Source organism: Pseudomonas sp. P867 (assembly GCF_019891455.1).
In the GTDB taxonomy this organism is placed as follows: Bacteria; Pseudomonadota; Gammaproteobacteria; order Pseudomonadales; family Pseudomonadaceae; genus Aquipseudomonas; species Aquipseudomonas synxantha_A.
In genome coordinates, this window is the sequence record NZ_JAFLXB010000007.1 from 291785 (window position 1) to 307765 (window position 15981).

A 15981-nucleotide genomic window follows, 5' to 3' on the forward strand; every position below is an offset into this window, starting at 1 on the left:
GATTATCCATGCTTCGTAGCCTACAGCCGGGTATCGAAACATGTCTGGATCCCCTGCCTTTCAATCCATGCGATACGTTTTTCATAGTTGGTCGCGACAGATTTCCATTCTATCTAGAGCCCTGAACGAACAAAAGCGCCTATTTTTTAGCCATTGCTCCACCAAATGCCGAGACTTTGTAGCCTCGGCAATACTTTGATTTCGAACTTTAACTGACCGCCCCCTTGCTGATTAAGTCCTCGACTAATAAATCAAGCGCCTCATCTAGCTGTCGGTTCCCTTGTTCGAGAAACTCCCTCATAGTTATTTGCGTCCTACACTTACTCACAATATCGGCGATGTCGTCCCAGTTATCAGGCACAGGAATAAGCATGTCCGAGATATGAACTGGTTCAAGATGCTGCTGCACTGCTCCATACTCATTTTTGAGCATTTGATTAAGTGCTTTTCGAGACTGCAGAAATTGATAAACATAAAGGCGTACTGCCTCATTTTCAATTCGAACACGAATCAAGTCATCAGAAACAATAGCCTGATCAAGTCGTTGAGTAATGTAGGAAACTCTGCCAATAGTACCAGACCTACTAATTACGATATCTCCGCGATGAACCCTTACTGCGTTGATAGTAGCAATCTGTTTAGACGTAGCAAGATTTATATCCAAAAGCTTAGCGCTTTCTGATTTTTCTTGCAGTACGGCGGAAGGAGTATAATAAGGTTCGACTCCTGGACCGGCTTGTTCAACGAGCAAATTTTCGCTTTTAAGGCGCGGTCCTTTGAAGATGCGCACGTTAGTGTTTATCTGGCCAAGGGTTGTAACCGACCAACCCTCGACGCCATCAATGGACTCAATTTGCTTGATAGTCTCGTTCAAATTCGGGAGATAAAACTGCGGGTTAATTCTAAGTAACGAATCAATCTCTGCTTGCTTTATCGAAAACCGATACTCAGATGCTACTAGTTTTTTTTCTTTGAACGCATAGTAATCTTGAACAATATCATCTAAATCATGGTCGACTTCATCAGTCGCGAGATTATTGTGATCCCGCCTAAATATCGGAAACCCTTCACTATCCTGTCCAATTTTTTTAGAAATAGCTAAAAATATCTCATGATTACTGGATACTTTTTCACCTACTTTCAATCGCTCGATAATCAAAAGGCAAGTTCTTACCCCCGTATGAGGCTGAAATGTATTTTTGTGACAATTTATTACTGCCAATAATTTATAGCCATCGAACATAAGTTTCCTAGCGGGAAAATATGTTTGAGTATCAAGAAAACTTTTAGGCATCACAATCCCAACAGTACCACCAGGAGCTATCCAATTGAGGCAGCGCTCAAAAAATAACATCTCCGGAGGCACCCCCTCAGCGTTTCTCTCGCCCGTTGGCGTATATTCTCCACCACGGCTAGTCCACTTAATGCCAGTGGCGAAATTATCCAGAATTTGAGGGTCTGTAATTCTTCCGTCAGCTGCGCCAGCAAAGGGAGGATTTGTTAAAATCACTGTGGGTTTCTTTAAGCCACATCTAGCAAGAACATGTTCATTTAATGAAGACAGGCTACCTAAGGAGTCGCCCTGGGTCATTCCGGCGTGACCGTCTCCGTTTAGGATCATGGCAGTTTTTGCTATCTTCACTAATCTTTTGCTGATTTCGACCATAAAAAGGTTGGTTCGATGCTTATCTAGCTGTCGCTGCTTGGCTATTGAACTATCACTGGACGACAGGATTTTGTTCCTAACATAGCGCATTGCTCCAGTCAAAAATCCTCCAGACCCACCAGCCGGGTCTAAAATAACATCTTGATATGTCGGATCGACGCACTTACATAAAAAATCAACGACAAGACGGTTTGTAAAAAACTGACCACGCTTCCGTTTAAGATAAGTTGCGGTATATTGTTCGTACGCATGGCCCATGATATCCCAATCCGTGGACTCATTGAGATCACTAAGAAGCCGATATCTTTGAAGCTCAATTACGACATCACAAATTGCACGAGAACCAACCGAAATTTTTTCGTACTCAGAGAATACGTCCTGATTACTCGAAACCACATCTTTGAACAAAGCATGAATTCGGCGCGAAACTGCAGCTCGACCTTCTTCACTACGATATTCTTCAGGAGTGCAATAGAATTCGCAATATTCACCGGATTTTTCTTCATCCATCGCTTTAGCGAGAATAAGCCGCACCATATCCATGGTGAGATCATCTTCATCGCCATCAACACCGCGCCCGTGTAGCTTATTATGGCATTGCCTCAACATGCCCTTAATATCCAGAGGCCTCTTCAGGTCTGATTTTTTTCTTTGCCCCAGTGCATCCCAAGACTCAGACTTTCGAGGAATACCTGTCCAGTCAACTAAGACATTGGATGGCTCATGCAGCCTGCGATAATATTGAGGAGCATCCCCATTATACCAAACACCACCTTCAGCACTAGTATTGAAAATATATGAAACCAGCTGATTGTAACCTTTAGTAATGTTCGGCGCCTTGCACTCAACCAATAGATATATCGCACCCTGGTCGCGATTGGTTCGAGCTTTGGAATTACGGTATACGACAATGTCGGCACGAATAGGTGAGCCGGCTTTATCTCTCAGCTCTTTACTTCCATAATAAATAGCTACTTCCCTAGCTAACACATTAACTGGATATTGATATTCATAATGGAGGATTCGGAGATAGCGCTGCCTTACAAACTCTTCCGGAGTAGCATCGAGCTCAACCCCCTCCAAAAAGTCAATAATTTTACCACTTTCATTTGTTGTTACTTCGAAGTTATCCATTAGTTTTCAGCTGTCGCTTAGTGTTGAGTGCTGTAATTTGGCGCGCATAATAACACATCTCACAACATCTGAGTATTAAGATTTTTTCGCCAAGCGGAAATCACCTGTAAGGCACCTATTAATCTTTACATTCATATATGAATTCATATTCCCCACTCCGTATTTCCGTTACATTCCCGCACTCAAACATCAAACAGATGTACGAGTATAGCGGCGCTATTTGTCTTCCAGTCCTTTAAAAATCTTGTTTGCAAGTTTTTTCCCACATAGGGCAAGCGCTTGAGGTCGTCTTGTACGAGAAAGTTTAATGCGCAGCTCTAATTTCATGTAATAGCGGACACCTGACAATTATCCGCTCGATACTTACGCAACAAGGAGGGTGTGCTTCTTGTTAGACCTCACTACTGACAAGCGATATTTTTTCCTAATATCCATTGTTGCAGGAGGGTGTACTAAACGACTGCTCAAGATAGCGTGAGCCGGCCAGCATGAAATCTGACTGACACCATCAAACGCAAGCCCACTAGCAATTAGTGAGCCGGAGTTGTGACTGGTTGCAGTAATGTGAGCCAGAATGTCGCGGACATGCGCCGCCTCGCTAGAAAAGCAAATTGCGATGTGTACCCCTCAAATCAGAATAGGCCTCCCAATGCTGCAGGCTCCCAGTTCATGATTATCAACTCTCCGCTGGCTTCGGTCTTGCCCTGCCGCGCATTCGCAGTACTTTAACGAATGTCCACCATCTCAAAGTGAAACCCCTCGAACACCCGCCGAATGTCAGGGTGATCGTTGATGCTAACCATGACCTTCCCTTTGCAGCGCCGCATGAAGTCGGCCATGCACTCGTAATTTTCAAAGGGAAAATCCACGCCATAACCGGCCGTCTGCCAGTAAGGCGGGTCCATGTAGTGGAAGGTATGGGCACGGTCGTAGCGCTCGGCGCAGTCCAACCAAGGAAGGTTCTCAACGTATGTGCCGGACAACCGCTGCCAAGCTGCAGACAAATTTTCCTCGATCCGCAGCAGGTTGATGGCCGGGCCGGTCGTTGCAGTGCCGAACGTCTGCCCCGTCACTTTGCCGGCGAAGGCATGGTGCTGCAGGTAAAAGAATCGGGCGGCGCGCTGGATGTCGGTGAGGGTTTCCGGACGGGTCATCTTCTGCCACTCGAATACTTGGCGAGAACTGAGCGCCCATTTGAACTGGCGCACGAATTCTTCCAAGTGGTTCTGCACGACGCGGTACAGCGTCACCAGGTCGCCGTTGATGTCGTTAAGCACTTCAACAGGCGCTGCCTGGGGACGCATGAAGTAGAGCGCGGCGCCGCCGGCAAAGACTTCAACGTAGCATTCGTGTGGCGGAAAAAGCGTGATGAGGCGGTCGGCCAGGCGGCGTTTGCCGCCCATCCAAGGGATGATGGGTGTAGACATAAAAAAGCAAGACCTTTGCTGTATGAATAAACAGTGCTAGGCTCGCTCCGCTTTGTGCACGAAGCAGGAGCCTTGGCTGGACTTGCAGGGACGATCTGCGGGGAAGGTGGCCGGGTTGGATGTTGACGCATCCTGCCCGGCCGCTCCTTTTATTTCGGTGTAGAAACTTCTTTTGCGTAAGCCTGACAGGCCCGCAGGGCGATCAATGCTCGGTCGCCGGCATCGGTGATTCCGATAATTCGTTGAGCATGCGCTGGGTCAAGTTGGGTTCTTGTGGTGCCATGAACCACGCGGCCGGTGGCGGTGGTGGTTGGCACTGAACAGCTGCCGGTGGTTTCGGTGGCGGCGAGTACGACTGACAGCCGCAGATCAGCAGTAGCCAGGCGATCACGCAGACGAGCCTGCTTGATTTGCTCATCGGTCAATTCCTTGTAGTGGGTTTCGTCTTTGTTCTGCAGGCGGAGCTCCAGGGCACGGCGCTTGTCCTGCTCGGTACGCTGCAGAGCAGCAGACGCTTGGGATATTTCGTTGAGGGTGTCCGCCTGCAGGCGGGCTTGCCGCTCCAGCACGCTGCCATAACGCCAGTCCTGAGCAGTCCAGGCCAATGCTGCAGATCCTGCGACCACCACCACTAACAGCAAGCTGATAGCGGCGATACGGAACTGTGCGGGAATCAGATCGAAGAGACGCATATCACCGCCCTCGCCCTGGCCCACAACTGCAGCCGATCCTCCAGGCCATTAAGGCCGCCGTTGATCCGGCGAGTGATGGTGTTGAACTGGTCCTGATCCGCGAGCGCATTAAGCCCGTTTACAGACCAGAACCACGCTGCCGACTCTGCCGCCCATTGCGGCTGCTCGAGCAGCTCGGGGGTGCGCAACAATCGCTCATCGCCGAACAGTGCCAGACTGCAGCGCAGGTAGTTATCGTGCCCGGTGACCTGGATCAACCCTCGGCCGCGATACCGCTGACCATCACCATCTGCAGCCGGGGTATTACCAAGCTTGGCAGCCAGAGTGCCGGTATCGTATTTACTCAGGTATTGATCCCCGCCCAGTTCGCGGACGTACTGCAGTTGACCGGACTCGTGACCAAGCTGCGCGAGGAAAGCTGCCTGGCGTTTCGGTGTATTGATCTGCCGATGCGCCATTGCCGCGTTCAGGGCAGATACAAAAACGCCCGCTTGGCGGCGGGCGTTTGGCATGATGCGTTGTAGCTGTTGTTCAGTGATGGTCATAAAAACTCCGGACAAAAAAAATACCGCACTTAGGCGGCGGTGGATTGCATTACAGCTTCTCGACGCTCACGACCTTGAGCGGCTTCGTTTCTTTCTTTTTCTTACCCTTGGATTTGCCTTTCTTGCCGGCATTGCACTCGACCGTGGTCGACCAACCAGATTGGGTAAACACCTGCTCCACCGAATCCGCCAGGTATTCGCCATCCAGCCCGACCTTGAAGCCCTGGGCGTTGATCAGGCGCTCGGCAAAAATGTCAGTCCGGCCTGGCATCTCGAAACGCACGTCGGCGGTCGAGCGATTGAATGCCGCTAACCGTGCTTTGGCTGCTGACTCAGCAGCGGTCTTGTTCGGATAGATGTGCCGATCCGTGTGCACCGCCGGTAAGCCGTCCGGCGCATCATCGTTATCGATGGTGACCACCGCCAATTTGCCGTCCTTTTTGTTCTGATGCTTAGTCGCAACGGCCTTGTGCGAATTGCGATCCCCTAAGCTGAACTGCCAGCGACTGAGATCGCTGCGGGTCAACGTGATCGCACCGAACGTTTTGCCGCTGGCTGTCTGCCCTCCCTGGCGCGGCATCACCAACAGCTTGCCATCCGCGACCTTGGCCGTGCAGTCGTATTGCTTAGCCAGACGCGTGATGAAATTAAAGTCGGACTCGTTGAGCTGATCCACACGAGCGACCTTCGTCGCCACCGGACAGCCTGCCTGCCAGCCATTTCGAGCCGCGATGTCGGCCACGATCTTCGACAACGGCGCATCCTCCCAGCTTCCGCTGCGGATAGTCTTACCACTGCCGCGCATATCGCTGGCTTTACCCTTGATCACAATCGTGTCCGGCGGGCCGGAAACTTCGACTGTGTCGACCGCGTAAAGCCCCAGGCGCATCAAGGACGTTTCGGCATAGCCCAGGTGAATCTCGATTGAGCTACCGCGCCGGGGCAACTGCACCTGGCCGTCACGGTCATCGATACGCAATTCAAACTCGTCGGACTCCATACCCGGCTTGTCAGAGGTCCTAAGCAACAACAAGCGATCATTGATCTTGGATGTAATATCGGCACCGTCGGCAACGATACGAAAAGTGGGGGTCATGGTTTTTTTCCAAAGAAAAACCCGCACAGGGCGGGCTGAATACAAAGTGTTCTTACGCTTAACGCAACGGGCCGCACGGAGTCAGTCCCACAAGCTAATCCCTTCCTCAGTCGGGACTGGCAGATCCGGTAGCACGATCACCACACCAGCGCGGAAAGGCTGGGGCTCGTCTGCCAGGCCCTGATTGGCATCCAGCACGGCCTCGACACTCCCGTTCAAGTGCCCATAAACGTTATTGCAAATGACATCGAGCATGTCCCCGTCAGACGTTCTGCATGTCGTCGCCATAGCGCGTGAACTCCAGAGTGAATGCTTGTTTACGCGGAATACCGCCGTGCAGCAGCGCGCCCTGTTCCTCGTTGATGGACTTCAAGCACCATGTGCCGATTACCTCTCCATAGCCGGTGGTCAGAGTCAGGGGCTGTAGCCGGCCGCCGATGGTGCGCAATGTGTCAAGCTGCTTGAGCCCCCCTTTGAAGCCTGGGTAAATCGTACCTTTGAGTGTGAGCTTTTCATCGCCCATGCCCACGGCCTGCTGCGCCGGGCGCCGCGATAGTCGCTCCTGTGAAGCCCAGCGGAATTCAGTCGAGCGACTCAATTCGTCGAAGGCCGCTGTATCCAAGTTGAAGTAGTACGGCTGAATTTTAGGATCCCTGGGCTGGATGATCAGCAAGTGCGGAAATGGCTTCACCGCTTCCGGCGCCGGTGTAGCTTCCACGGCAAATGCGCTGGTGGGCACGATGTTTGCCAACGACGGATTGACCTTTCCGGCGACCTTGTTGATCGCCGTCGCAGCTTTTCCCGCCTGCTCCTTCAGCGCCCCCATTCGCTCCTGCACTTCGGCGGCGCCCCGTGTCGCACGACTGTACACTGCCAGCACCTGGCCGGCCTTGGCCTGTGCCGCATCCACGCCGCGCATCACCCGCTGGAGCTTGGCACCCACAGCAGGCCCCACGAACGGGATATTTTCCAGCTCAGCCGCTGCACCCGTTATCTCCCTTATTGCACCGTTGACGGGCCCAAGCATGCCCTCAGCACTACGTCTACCAGCCTCCCCGGCTTCAACCAGGTACTTGAAGCCCGACTGCATCTGTTCCATATAAGCCATAGGCCCTCCTTACAGGTGCGGTTCGTCGTACAGCTTCGCGGCGTTTTGCTTCGCCGCATCAGCCATCATTAACCGCATGTGCGGCATGAGGTCTTGCGCCAAGCGTTGCGGGTCTTTCACATCCCCTTGCACCGTGACCGGCATATTCAGCGAATACTGAAACTGCTGATCCACTTTGGCCGGGACAGGCCTTTCCGGCTCTTTGGGCTGGATCGCTACAGCCGCTGGCTTGGTCGGCGCTGACACGGCTAGAGAGCGCGCTACATCACCCAGGACCGGCGCTTGCGGTGCAGGTGCCATCAGCAATGCACCCGAACCGTCCGCCCGGCTGAATGACTTGCCCATAGCGGCCAAGCTCGGAATGGCTGGGCCCGGTCGAGGCGCCATCAGCAACGGCGTCACCGGTGGCGCGGGTTTTTCGTCCTCCCCTCCGAACCACGATTTACCTGCAGCACCGCCCAGCGCCGAACCACCCATGCTGCCTAAGTAAGCTCCTACCAGCCCACCAATAGCGGTGCCAATGATAGGCACTACCGAGCCAATAGCCGCCCCTGCAGCAGCACCGGCCATGGTGCCGGCGAGATTGCCGGCGGCAGCGCCATAACCCTCGGCCTTTTCGTCCTTGGTCTTAGCATTCTCATAGGTGTCAAAGGCCATGGCGCCGGCCTCGATGAGCGAGCCACCAGGTATTGCCTTGGCGGCTTTTCCGATCTTACCGACCGCTTGCACAACCCCGCCCAGTTTCGCTATCGCCCCGCTTGGGATAGGAACTGGTGGGATAGGCGAACGTGGGACCGGTGCTGCAGGCAGTGGTACCGGTGAACGTGGAGCCAGTGTTGTAGGCCGTAGCAGCGGCGGACGCGGAACCAGTGCTGCAGGCCGTGGCAACGGCTGACGCGGGACCGGTGCTGCAGGCAGTGGCAACGGCTGACGCGGGACCGGTGCTGCAGGCAGTGGTACCGGCGAACGCGGGACCGGTGCGGCAGGCCGTGGTACCGGCGAACGCGGGACCGGTGCTGCAGGCCGTGGCACCGGCAGACGCGGGACCGGTGCTGCAGGCCGTGGCAGCGGCGGACGCGGGACCGGTGCTGCAGGCCGTGGCAGCGGCGGACGCGGCGCCGGCACCCGAGCACGCAGCGAGGTCGGTCGACGTCGCGGGATATTACGTCTTGAACCGCGACCACGCCGGCGGCCTTCACCTGGCCCCCCAGCAGGCCCCCCCATTGCACTCAAGTTAACGACGAAGACCTTTTGGACGCCGTCGCCAATCGCCGCAGCATCGTCACCTCTCGCGCCGTCATCGTCAGATACCGCTTCTTTAGCTAGCGAAACGACTTTGAGGCCAGTCGCGACGATGTCTAACTTGCCGGTCTTGTTCTCATCCTTTCCCTCCCCATCAGTCGATTCACCCTTGAGAGCGGCTACTGCCTTGAGCCCTGTCTCAACTAACGACAGGGCCTTGCCGGTCTTGCCTTTAGCTTCGCCGCCCTTTCCGACGCCCCCAGCGCCATCCTTGGAGTTGGTCACAAAGACCTTTTGCACTTCGCCGGATTTGCCACCCAACGATCCCCGCGCGACGTTGAGCAAACCTTTAGCGATTTTGAACGAACTGAGCAGCCCCTTGAGCGCGACAAGCCCTCCACCGACCGCCGCGATGCCCGTCACCACACCTGGTGCGCTGTCAGACAGCGAGGTAATACCCCTGGTGACTTTGGTCAGTCCTTCTGCCACGGTGTCTGTGACCGGGCGCAGGGCGTCCCCAACGCTGCGCATGGCGTCATCCATTGACTGGGCCATTTCGGCCCACTTCTGCGACGACGCCTCACGTCGCTCGGTGAGGTTCTTGTCGAGAATGCCCGTTGCATCGCGCGAATCGTTTTTAAGCTGGCTGTACAGCGCCTTGTTCTGCATATAGGCAGAAAGCGCAGCCTTTACCTGCATGTCAGCGAACAGGTCACCGGTGCGCAGTGACTCTTCCAGCGAGGCCATCATGGCCTTGGCTTTCTCCGGGTCCGACTCCTTGCTGATCTTGGCCGTCGCCTCAGCCATCGCCGCCGCGCGCTTCGGATCCGTGGCCTGAATGTACTTCTGCGCCAGTGACATACTGGTTTCAAGGGTGGACATACCGTTTTGCAAACCGGTCTGCATCGACCCTTTGTAATCAATACCCGCCTTTGCATACGCCTTGACGGTGTCACCAGAGCCGATTTTGCCCATCCAGTTCTTGAGATTGTTTGCCGCCTCATCGGCGCCGCCGGCAGATTTCATCTGCACTTGCAGCATGGCACCCAACTGTGTAACCGCATCCATGCCGGTAATGCCGAGGCTGCCCATGTTCGCCAACAGCTCAGGAAACCACTTAGCCATGTCGGCCGCTTCAAAGCTACCGGCCTGCCCTTGGTAGGCAATCGCTTCAAGGGCCTGCTGCATCTGCCTAGGATCTGTGATCTTGGCATTCTGCCCCAGTGCGTTGATCATCTTTGCTGTATCAACACCGCTCGACCCTTGCCCCACGACGAACTTGGCTGCGACTGGCGCATATTCCAGGGCCTTGCTCAAATCCATGCCGGCGCCAACCAATTGGTTGACCACATCGGCTACATCGTTACGCGCCATGCCCGTGTCGCGCGACGTATCAATGATCTTGCGCGACATCTCCTGCTCTTGCGGTTTGTTGGCAATGCCGGCCTTGATCGCGATATCACGAACAATGGCCCCAAAGTCAGCGCTGACCTTCGTTGGAACTGCCAGCACACCGACGCCAACAACAGCGGCGCCGACAGCGCTTTTCATGCCAGTCCTGCCAGCATCGATCTGCTGATGCCCCTTGGCTTTGAGCTCGGCCTTGATGGCGGTCTGACCCATAGAGCGATAGGCTTTCTCCAGCCGGCCAACTTCGATTCCTTGTTTTTTTAAACTATCGAGGTTGGAGTTCAACCTGCCCAACAACTTGGACGCGCCCTCTGATCCGCTGTCGTGGGCTTTCTTCCACTCGTCGCGCAGGCGAATGGTGTCACCGATAGTGCGCTGCAGGACACGCGCCTTGTTGCCTTCCGCCTCAAGACGCTTGATGCGCCCCGTTACATCTTTAAACGCGGCACCGACTGTCGAACTGACGGCGCCGCCGATCACCAGCCCGAGGGCAATTTTGTTCGCCATGTCATGGCCCTTATTTGGATAGCCTTATCGAAGGCGGCTCAGTCCGTGAGCCACCAAACCATTTCTGCAAACGGCATCGACAAAATCTCAGCAGCGGAAAATCCTGTTTCCGCTGCCAGACGTTTCGCGGCCATCTTTATGACGTGAGGGTTAAACCCCGTCGTCTTGGTCCAGACGAAAATAGCCGGCCTGCAGGCGATTAAAATCCACCAGTTTCAGGCCCTCCAGATCCGCGACAGGCGCACCGGCAAGCGCAGCAAACAAAATCAGCTCCCGCTGTTCGTCGTCCGCGCCCGCATCACGATTAGCGGCGCGCACATCGCCCACTGTTGGGGAACGCAGGGCCAAGGTATCAACTGATACACCATTGATTACGCTCGGGCAGGTCAGGGTGACCTGGACGCGATCAGTGTTGACCGACAGCCAGGACGGCATTGACTCCGAATAGTCGGTATCAGGCACCAAGTGCGCATAAGCGGCTTGAACACGGCGGTAGTCCGCCAGCTTCAGGCCCTCAAGATCCTTAACTCCCACCTCAGCCAAACCAGCAAACAACATCAGTTCTCGCTGTTCTTCGTCGCCATTAGAGGCGCGGTCGGCTGCTCGCACTTCCCGTACCAGCGGGGCCCGCAAGGTCAATGTTTCGACCAGAACGCCATTGGCATTGCTAGGTCGCGTGAGCGTTACGACGGCTGCAAGCGCAGTGAGTGATAGCCAAGCCGGTACTGCTTTGGACGTTGCTTTATTCATTTGGATCTATTCCCTTAGAGGCCGAGTGCGGTGCGCACTTCAAGGAGTTGGTCTTTGCCGTCGATCACCTGAACACCGGCGACCATGTCGATTTCGTACATGAGGCGCCCGTCGATTTCGAGCTTGTAATAAGCGACTGCCACGGCGTGCTTGATCTCAGCAGGGTCACCGGCTTTCCAGTCGCCCAGGTCGAGTTCTTTAAGGCGACCACGCAGTGTGACGACGACGGCCGTGACAGCCCCTTTCTGTCCCCTGAAGGCCCCCCGGAACGTCGCATTGAAAGCGGTGCCATCGGCCAGACCGAAGTACTTCAACGACTCACGTCGCACGCCTTTGGTAACAAAGGACGCTTCCATTTTCTCCAAGCCTTGGTCCATCTCAATTGAACCAGCCATGCCGCCACCACGATAATCATCGTTCTTGGTGGTCAGCTTGGGCAGCGTAAGGCTCGGCACGTCGCCAGCGAAGCTGACGCCATCGACAAACAGGTTCGTGTTAAACAAAGTTTGAGGAATCATTGACTAGGCCCCTTAGGCTGCTTCAAGAACTTCGGTCATCCACTGATCGGTGACTTCGAAAAGGAAATTCGGGTTTTCTGCCGGCGGCACGTCAGTGAAGCGGATGCGCCAATAAACTTTGCCCTGGGCGATCTGGCTGGCAGTGTTCAGCTCGGTGTCCGGGAACACCTCAAAATTGATAATCGCGCCCTGGGCTTTAAGGTCGCGCATGAACGCATCCAGCCCATCCGTCACGTCCTTGACGTAGGTCTTGGTAATTGAGCGGTCAACAGCCCATTTATGGCCGGCCTGCACAGCATCCATAAGGATGAACAGCGTGCGAACGCGCGTGACGAATGCCCACTTCGGGTCGCTCGACAGCGTGCGGTTACCCCACAAGCGATAGCCGTCGTCGCGAATGATCGTCGCGATATTGGCGTTGTTCAGCAGGTTGGCCCGGCACGTCTCGTCGCCGTCCAAGTACTCGACAGCTCGGGTCGTACCAGTCAGACCGGTGAACTCTTTGTTAGACGGCGAAGCCCAGAAGCCGTATTCAGCATCGGTCCAGGCGAACAAGCCCGCCGCCCAGGCCGAAGCCGGCGCATCAACTGTCTTGCTGGACTCAGTGTCCCAGTACTGAACGCCCGGATCGACCATGAACAGGTTGCGACTGCCAAAGTTATCGGCATAAAGCATCGCCGCCTCATCCGTTGTGCCAGGGCCATCAAGAATGCCGATTGCCCGCAGCTTCTGCGCCAGGCTATCAAGCGCGGTAGCGACCGCCTGAGTGGCCGTGTGACCCGGCGCAATCAACAGCCGCGGCTGCGCGTTGTACAGGCTTTTGCCATCGAGCAAGGCTTGTAGGCCGGTACGCTGACCCGAGGCCATAACGCCGCCAATGATCGCCGAGGTTTGCAGCGCCGCGTCTTCGAGCTTCGGCACGCCGATGGCAACGATCACCGCTTTGGCTTTCGTGTAGATCGCTTTACAAGCCTTGGTGATCGCCGATTCAGCACCGAAGGCAGTGATAGCCTCGCGCTCGGTGGTGATCAACTTGAGCTCGCCGGCCTTGGCGGTGCCGCCGCCGAGGACGCCTGGGGTGAAGGTGTCGCAAAGTCCGATGATGGAAGACGATGGCAAGGAAATAGTGCGCGCGCCTGTCTTGATATCCGTTGTAGTAACGCCGTGAAAGAAACTCATAAAGCTAATGCTCCAGAAACGAAAAAGCCCCGCGTAAGCGAGGCCGGGAGGGTGTTTGTGTTGCGAGTGGAGGAAAAGAAAACGCCCCTTCGATGCGCGGCGTTTATTGCAGCTGGTCAACCACCCAGAGGGGCGTTAGCGGTCGGTGTTCAGTCAACGGGAACTCACCCGCTTCTGGCCAGTTTCGCAGTGCTCGGCGGTAAGCCTGAAGCTCGGTGTACTGCGTGGGAGTCAGGGTGGTAATTTGACCCTCTTCCAGTTCATCCCGATGGCGCGAAACTGAACCATCCGTTTCAAATAGTCGCTGATCCCGCCAAGCCCGCTCAACAGCAGCTAACGCCTCATCACTGGGCGGCGGCGGATCAACCAGCACCGGGAGACCGTCATCACCCCAGGTAATAATCTTGCCTTCCGACTCCCCCGCGAGCAGCTCTGCGTGATACTCAGCAGAGATCTCTATCGCATCGTCAGGAATCAGACTCGCCCCATGGATTTCGGCATCGTAGAAGCCGCGATTGGATTTTGATGCAAACATTGGTTCTCTCCTTAAAGGCCGATGGCGACCCAACTGAACGGCTGCCCAGCGAGGGGTGAGCCACTGGCCGCCCTGATAGTCATAGAGGCTCGAGGATTTTGCGTAACTTCAAGCGTGTAGGAGAGCCAGGTGGAATCTGCACCCGAACCAAATGAGCCACCCCTGAACAAGGTTGCTTGAGGAAAGGCGATTGGGAACGTTACTACGTCGGTTGTGTAAACGTTTGATAGCGCGCTGGTAGTTCTGTAGCCCCACTGAATAATCAGGCCACTGGGGAGTTTCTGGTAGCCGTTAGCCTGCAAAGAAGCGGCAAAAATTAATGCATTGCGTAGCGTTTCGCTACCGAAGTGACAGCGCCATACGTTGGATTCACGTATAGCGATGAAGTCTCCGCCAGGAGAAAGTGTGTAAGGAACTGCCACGGCCAAGTTGTTCATTGCCAACTGATCACCAGCGGCAACAGCAACACGCGAGGTGGCGGACTGTGGCCCCGCAGATATCAAAACCGCCGCGCCATTGGGAACGGATTCCGTCGCCGGCAGTGTCACGGTTACGCCGGTCGCTAACTCCAGGCGCTTACCGATATCGCTGACAGTCAGCACCCTACTGGCTGTAATGCTGATAGATCCGCCAAAGCTACCTGCCGAACGTGCAACAAACTCAGTCGTCGCGAGCGATTTTGAACTGTCGAATAGTGGTGGTGTGTTGGCTGAGGGATCAACGAGCGCTGGCGAGTTAATCGGTGCAAACCCTTGCGTCACGTTCTGGAAAGTCAGTGGGGTGGTGCCCAGAGCAATGGCCCCGTCGGTGATCAACTGCCAGCGTGTATCGGCCAATGTGGCGCCCTGCTCAACAGAGACCAGCATCGCCGACGTGACCTCTGCGTTCGCGTCCGCATCCGCGGTGCGCGCCCAGGCACCAGCGGAGACAACATACAAACCGTTGTCCTTTGCGCCAGCCTGGTTTTTCACGAGTACACGATCACCCGCTACCAGGGCGACGCCATCGACAGCCTGCAGGCCGGCGAGCGCAATGTTCGCTGTGGTCGCCACCCGTACCGACTGCTTGCTGTCGAGCTTGTACACCTCTTCCATGATCCGCTGATCAACATACTCGCGAGTAGCCAGCACTACGGCCGGGTCAATCTTGAGCGTGATGTTGCCGGTGCTGGACACGATGAAATTCATGCGCACTACTTGCGTGCGGCCCGAGCCCTGAGACATCAACGGTTTGAAGCTCGGCGCGCAGTTGGCCACAGCCACAAGATCGCCAGCTGCGTCGTACAGCCCGATTTCGCGAATCCAATGCCCCCCCTCATCAGCCGGAATAATCTGCTCGGCAATGATCACCGCCGGGTTCACCGGATCGACCCGCACCTGATTCAGTGGACGGCGGCGCCATTCGTTGATCAATTGGGTTTGTGTCGCACTGGGAATGGGGTCGGTGCCGTTTGCATCGCCCACACCCATCTCGGTGAACTTCCAGGGAATGCCGAGCGCGTCAGCATTGGCCTGCTTGGCCATCCCCACGTTCGTGAGGATCGCGAAAAACTGCGAATTCGCATCAATCATAATAAACGTCCAGGGTGTCTATGGAGTGTTCGCGCCCGACCACGCCGATGGTTCCTGTGACCTCGATGTCACGCATAACCGGCGGGTAAACGTCGATTTCGTCGCCTTCGTAGAGGGCAACACTGATGTTCAAGACGCCTTGGGTTTCGAGGCTGATCGCCAGCCCCGTCAGGTGCCGCGTGACCGGTTTGGCGTCGTCGATCAGGCGTTCAAGCTCCTGATACATTTCCTCGGTAATGCCGGTGTCCAGCACCCCGACCTTTAACGCAAAGGTGCCCGGGATCCCTTCGGGCCTCATGTTGAACCACTCGATAATCTCGATGAGATAGCCCAGCGGTTCGACCACTCGGCGTAACGCGCCGATGGTGCCCTTGTGGGCATGTATGTAATAAGAGGCCTTGATGGCGGCGCGTTTGGTCGCCTCGGTCCATCGGTAATCCCAGCGATCCACCGACCACGCCCATGCCAGGTGCGGCAGCAAATGCACCGGGCAGGTATCAGCGTTGTAGAGGTCGCGAAGCGGGACAATCGTTTTCTCGAAAAACGTAGCCTCCATAGCCCGTTCAAGCTGCGTACTGTTGATCGGCAATAGGCTTTTCAT

The 15981-nt window shown here is 55.4% G+C and carries 13 protein-coding genes and 2 pseudogenes; all 15 read right to left on the reverse strand.

Features of this window, described 5'->3' with window-relative positions; genetic code table 11:
• Positions 1-208: 208 nt before the first annotated feature.
• Positions 209-2800, reverse strand: a complete 2592-nt coding sequence (locus J1G33_RS15570; protein WP_223018359.1) for an N-6 DNA methylase — start codon at positions 2798-2800, stop codon at positions 209-211.
• Between the two features lie 632 nt (positions 2801-3432).
• Positions 3433-4227: pseudogene (locus J1G33_RS15575) on the reverse strand (DNA adenine methylase).
• A gap of 149 nt (positions 4228-4376) precedes the next feature.
• Positions 4377-4919, reverse strand: coding sequence for a lysis system i-spanin subunit Rz (locus tag J1G33_RS15580; protein ID WP_056783623.1), 543 nt, complete (start codon positions 4917-4919; stop codon positions 4377-4379).
• Entirely contained in the window at positions 4901-5464 is a 564-nt protein-coding gene (locus tag J1G33_RS15585) for a glycoside hydrolase family 19 protein (RefSeq protein WP_078820578.1), read from the reverse strand. The genes J1G33_RS15580 and J1G33_RS15585 overlap by 19 nt, the downstream gene beginning before the upstream one ends.
• Positions 5465-5513: 49 nt before the next feature.
• The gene (locus tag J1G33_RS15590) at positions 5514-6560 is read right to left on the reverse strand and encodes a contractile injection system protein, VgrG/Pvc8 family (protein WP_223018360.1); all 1047 of its coding nucleotides are present in this window, start codon (positions 6558-6560) and stop codon (positions 5514-5516) included.
• Positions 6561-6641: 81 nt separating this feature from the next.
• Positions 6642-6848, reverse strand: a complete 207-nt coding sequence (locus tag J1G33_RS15595; protein WP_059397059.1) for a tail protein X — start codon at positions 6846-6848, stop codon at positions 6642-6644.
• A complete protein-coding gene (locus tag J1G33_RS15600) occupies positions 6823-7668 on the reverse strand; it encodes a phage tail protein (protein WP_223018361.1) in 846 nt (281 codons plus the stop codon). The genes J1G33_RS15595 and J1G33_RS15600 overlap by 26 nt, the downstream gene beginning before the upstream one ends.
• A gap of 9 nt (positions 7669-7677) precedes the next feature.
• Positions 7678-10827 (reverse strand): phage tail tape measure protein, encoded by a 3150-nt coding sequence (locus J1G33_RS15605; protein ID WP_223018362.1) that lies wholly within the window; start codon positions 10825-10827, stop codon positions 7678-7680.
• Between the two features lie 150 nt (positions 10828-10977).
• Positions 10978-11262: a phage tail assembly protein gene (locus J1G33_RS27890; RefSeq protein ID WP_237140437.1), complete on the reverse strand. Its 285-nt coding sequence runs from the start codon at positions 11260-11262 to the stop codon at positions 10978-10980.
• Positions 11263-11301: 39 nt separating this feature from the next.
• Positions 11302-11577 (reverse strand): annotated as a pseudogene (locus tag J1G33_RS27895) (phage tail assembly protein); the annotation flags it as partial.
• A 14-nt stretch (positions 11578-11591) separates the two neighbouring features.
• Positions 11592-12095 carry a phage major tail tube protein gene (locus J1G33_RS15615; protein WP_223018364.1) on the reverse strand — a complete coding sequence of 168 codons (504 nt, stop codon included), beginning with the start codon at positions 12093-12095 and terminating at the stop codon, positions 11592-11594.
• A gap of 12 nt (positions 12096-12107) precedes the next feature.
• On the reverse strand, positions 12108-13274 hold the full coding sequence (locus J1G33_RS15620; protein WP_223018365.1) for a phage tail sheath family protein: 1167 nt from the start codon (positions 13272-13274) through the stop codon (positions 12108-12110).
• A 103-nt stretch (positions 13275-13377) separates the two neighbouring features.
• Positions 13378-13809 carry a tail fiber assembly protein gene (locus J1G33_RS15625; RefSeq protein WP_056783401.1) on the reverse strand — a complete coding sequence of 144 codons (432 nt, stop codon included), beginning with the start codon at positions 13807-13809 and terminating at the stop codon, positions 13378-13380.
• A gap of 11 nt (positions 13810-13820) precedes the next feature.
• Positions 13821-15380 carry a phage tail protein gene (locus J1G33_RS15630; protein ID WP_223018366.1) on the reverse strand — a complete coding sequence of 520 codons (1560 nt, stop codon included), beginning with the start codon at positions 15378-15380 and terminating at the stop codon, positions 13821-13823.
• Entirely contained in the window at positions 15373-15981 is a 609-nt protein-coding gene (locus J1G33_RS15635) for a phage tail protein I (RefSeq protein WP_056783406.1), read from the reverse strand. Before J1G33_RS15635 ends, J1G33_RS15630 begins: the two co-directional genes overlap by 8 nt.

Coding starts and splice junctions, on each gene's coding strand:
- J1G33_RS15595 (WP_059397059.1), bottom strand. CDS start 6,848: ATGGCGACGACATGCAGAACGTCTGACGGGGACATGCTCGATGTCATT.
- J1G33_RS15615 (WP_223018364.1), bottom strand. CDS start 12,095: ATGATTCCTCAAACTTTGTTTAACACGAACCTGTTTGTCGATGGCGTC.
- J1G33_RS15625 (WP_056783401.1), bottom strand. CDS start 13,809: ATGTTTGCATCAAAATCCAATCGCGGCTTCTACGATGCCGAAATCCAT.
- J1G33_RS15570 (WP_223018359.1), bottom strand. CDS start 2,800: ATGGATAACTTCGAAGTAACAACAAATGAAAGTGGTAAAATTATTGAC.
- J1G33_RS15630 (WP_223018366.1), bottom strand. CDS start 15,380: ATGATTGATGCGAATTCGCAGTTTTTCGCGATCCTCACGAACGTGGGG.
- J1G33_RS15600 (WP_223018361.1), bottom strand. CDS start 7,668: ATGGCTTATATGGAACAGATGCAGTCGGGCTTCAAGTACCTGGTTGAA.
- J1G33_RS15590 (WP_223018360.1), bottom strand. CDS start 6,560: ATGACCCCCACTTTTCGTATCGTTGCCGACGGTGCCGATATTACATCC.
- J1G33_RS15580 (WP_056783623.1), bottom strand. CDS start 4,919: ATGCGTCTCTTCGATCTGATTCCCGCACAGTTCCGTATCGCCGCTATC.
- J1G33_RS15585 (WP_078820578.1), bottom strand. CDS start 5,464: ATGACCATCACTGAACAACAGCTACAACGCATCATGCCAAACGCCCGC.
- J1G33_RS27890 (WP_237140437.1), bottom strand. CDS start 11,262: ATGCCGTCCTGGCTGTCGGTCAACACTGATCGCGTCCAGGTCACCCTG.
- J1G33_RS15605 (WP_223018362.1), bottom strand. CDS start 10,827: ATGGCGAACAAAATTGCCCTCGGGCTGGTGATCGGCGGCGCCGTCAGT.
- J1G33_RS15620 (WP_223018365.1), bottom strand. CDS start 13,274: ATGAGTTTCTTTCACGGCGTTACTACAACGGATATCAAGACAGGCGCG.
- J1G33_RS15635 (WP_056783406.1), bottom strand. CDS start 15,981: ATGAAAAGCCTATTGCCGATCAACAGTACGCAGCTTGAACGGGCTATG.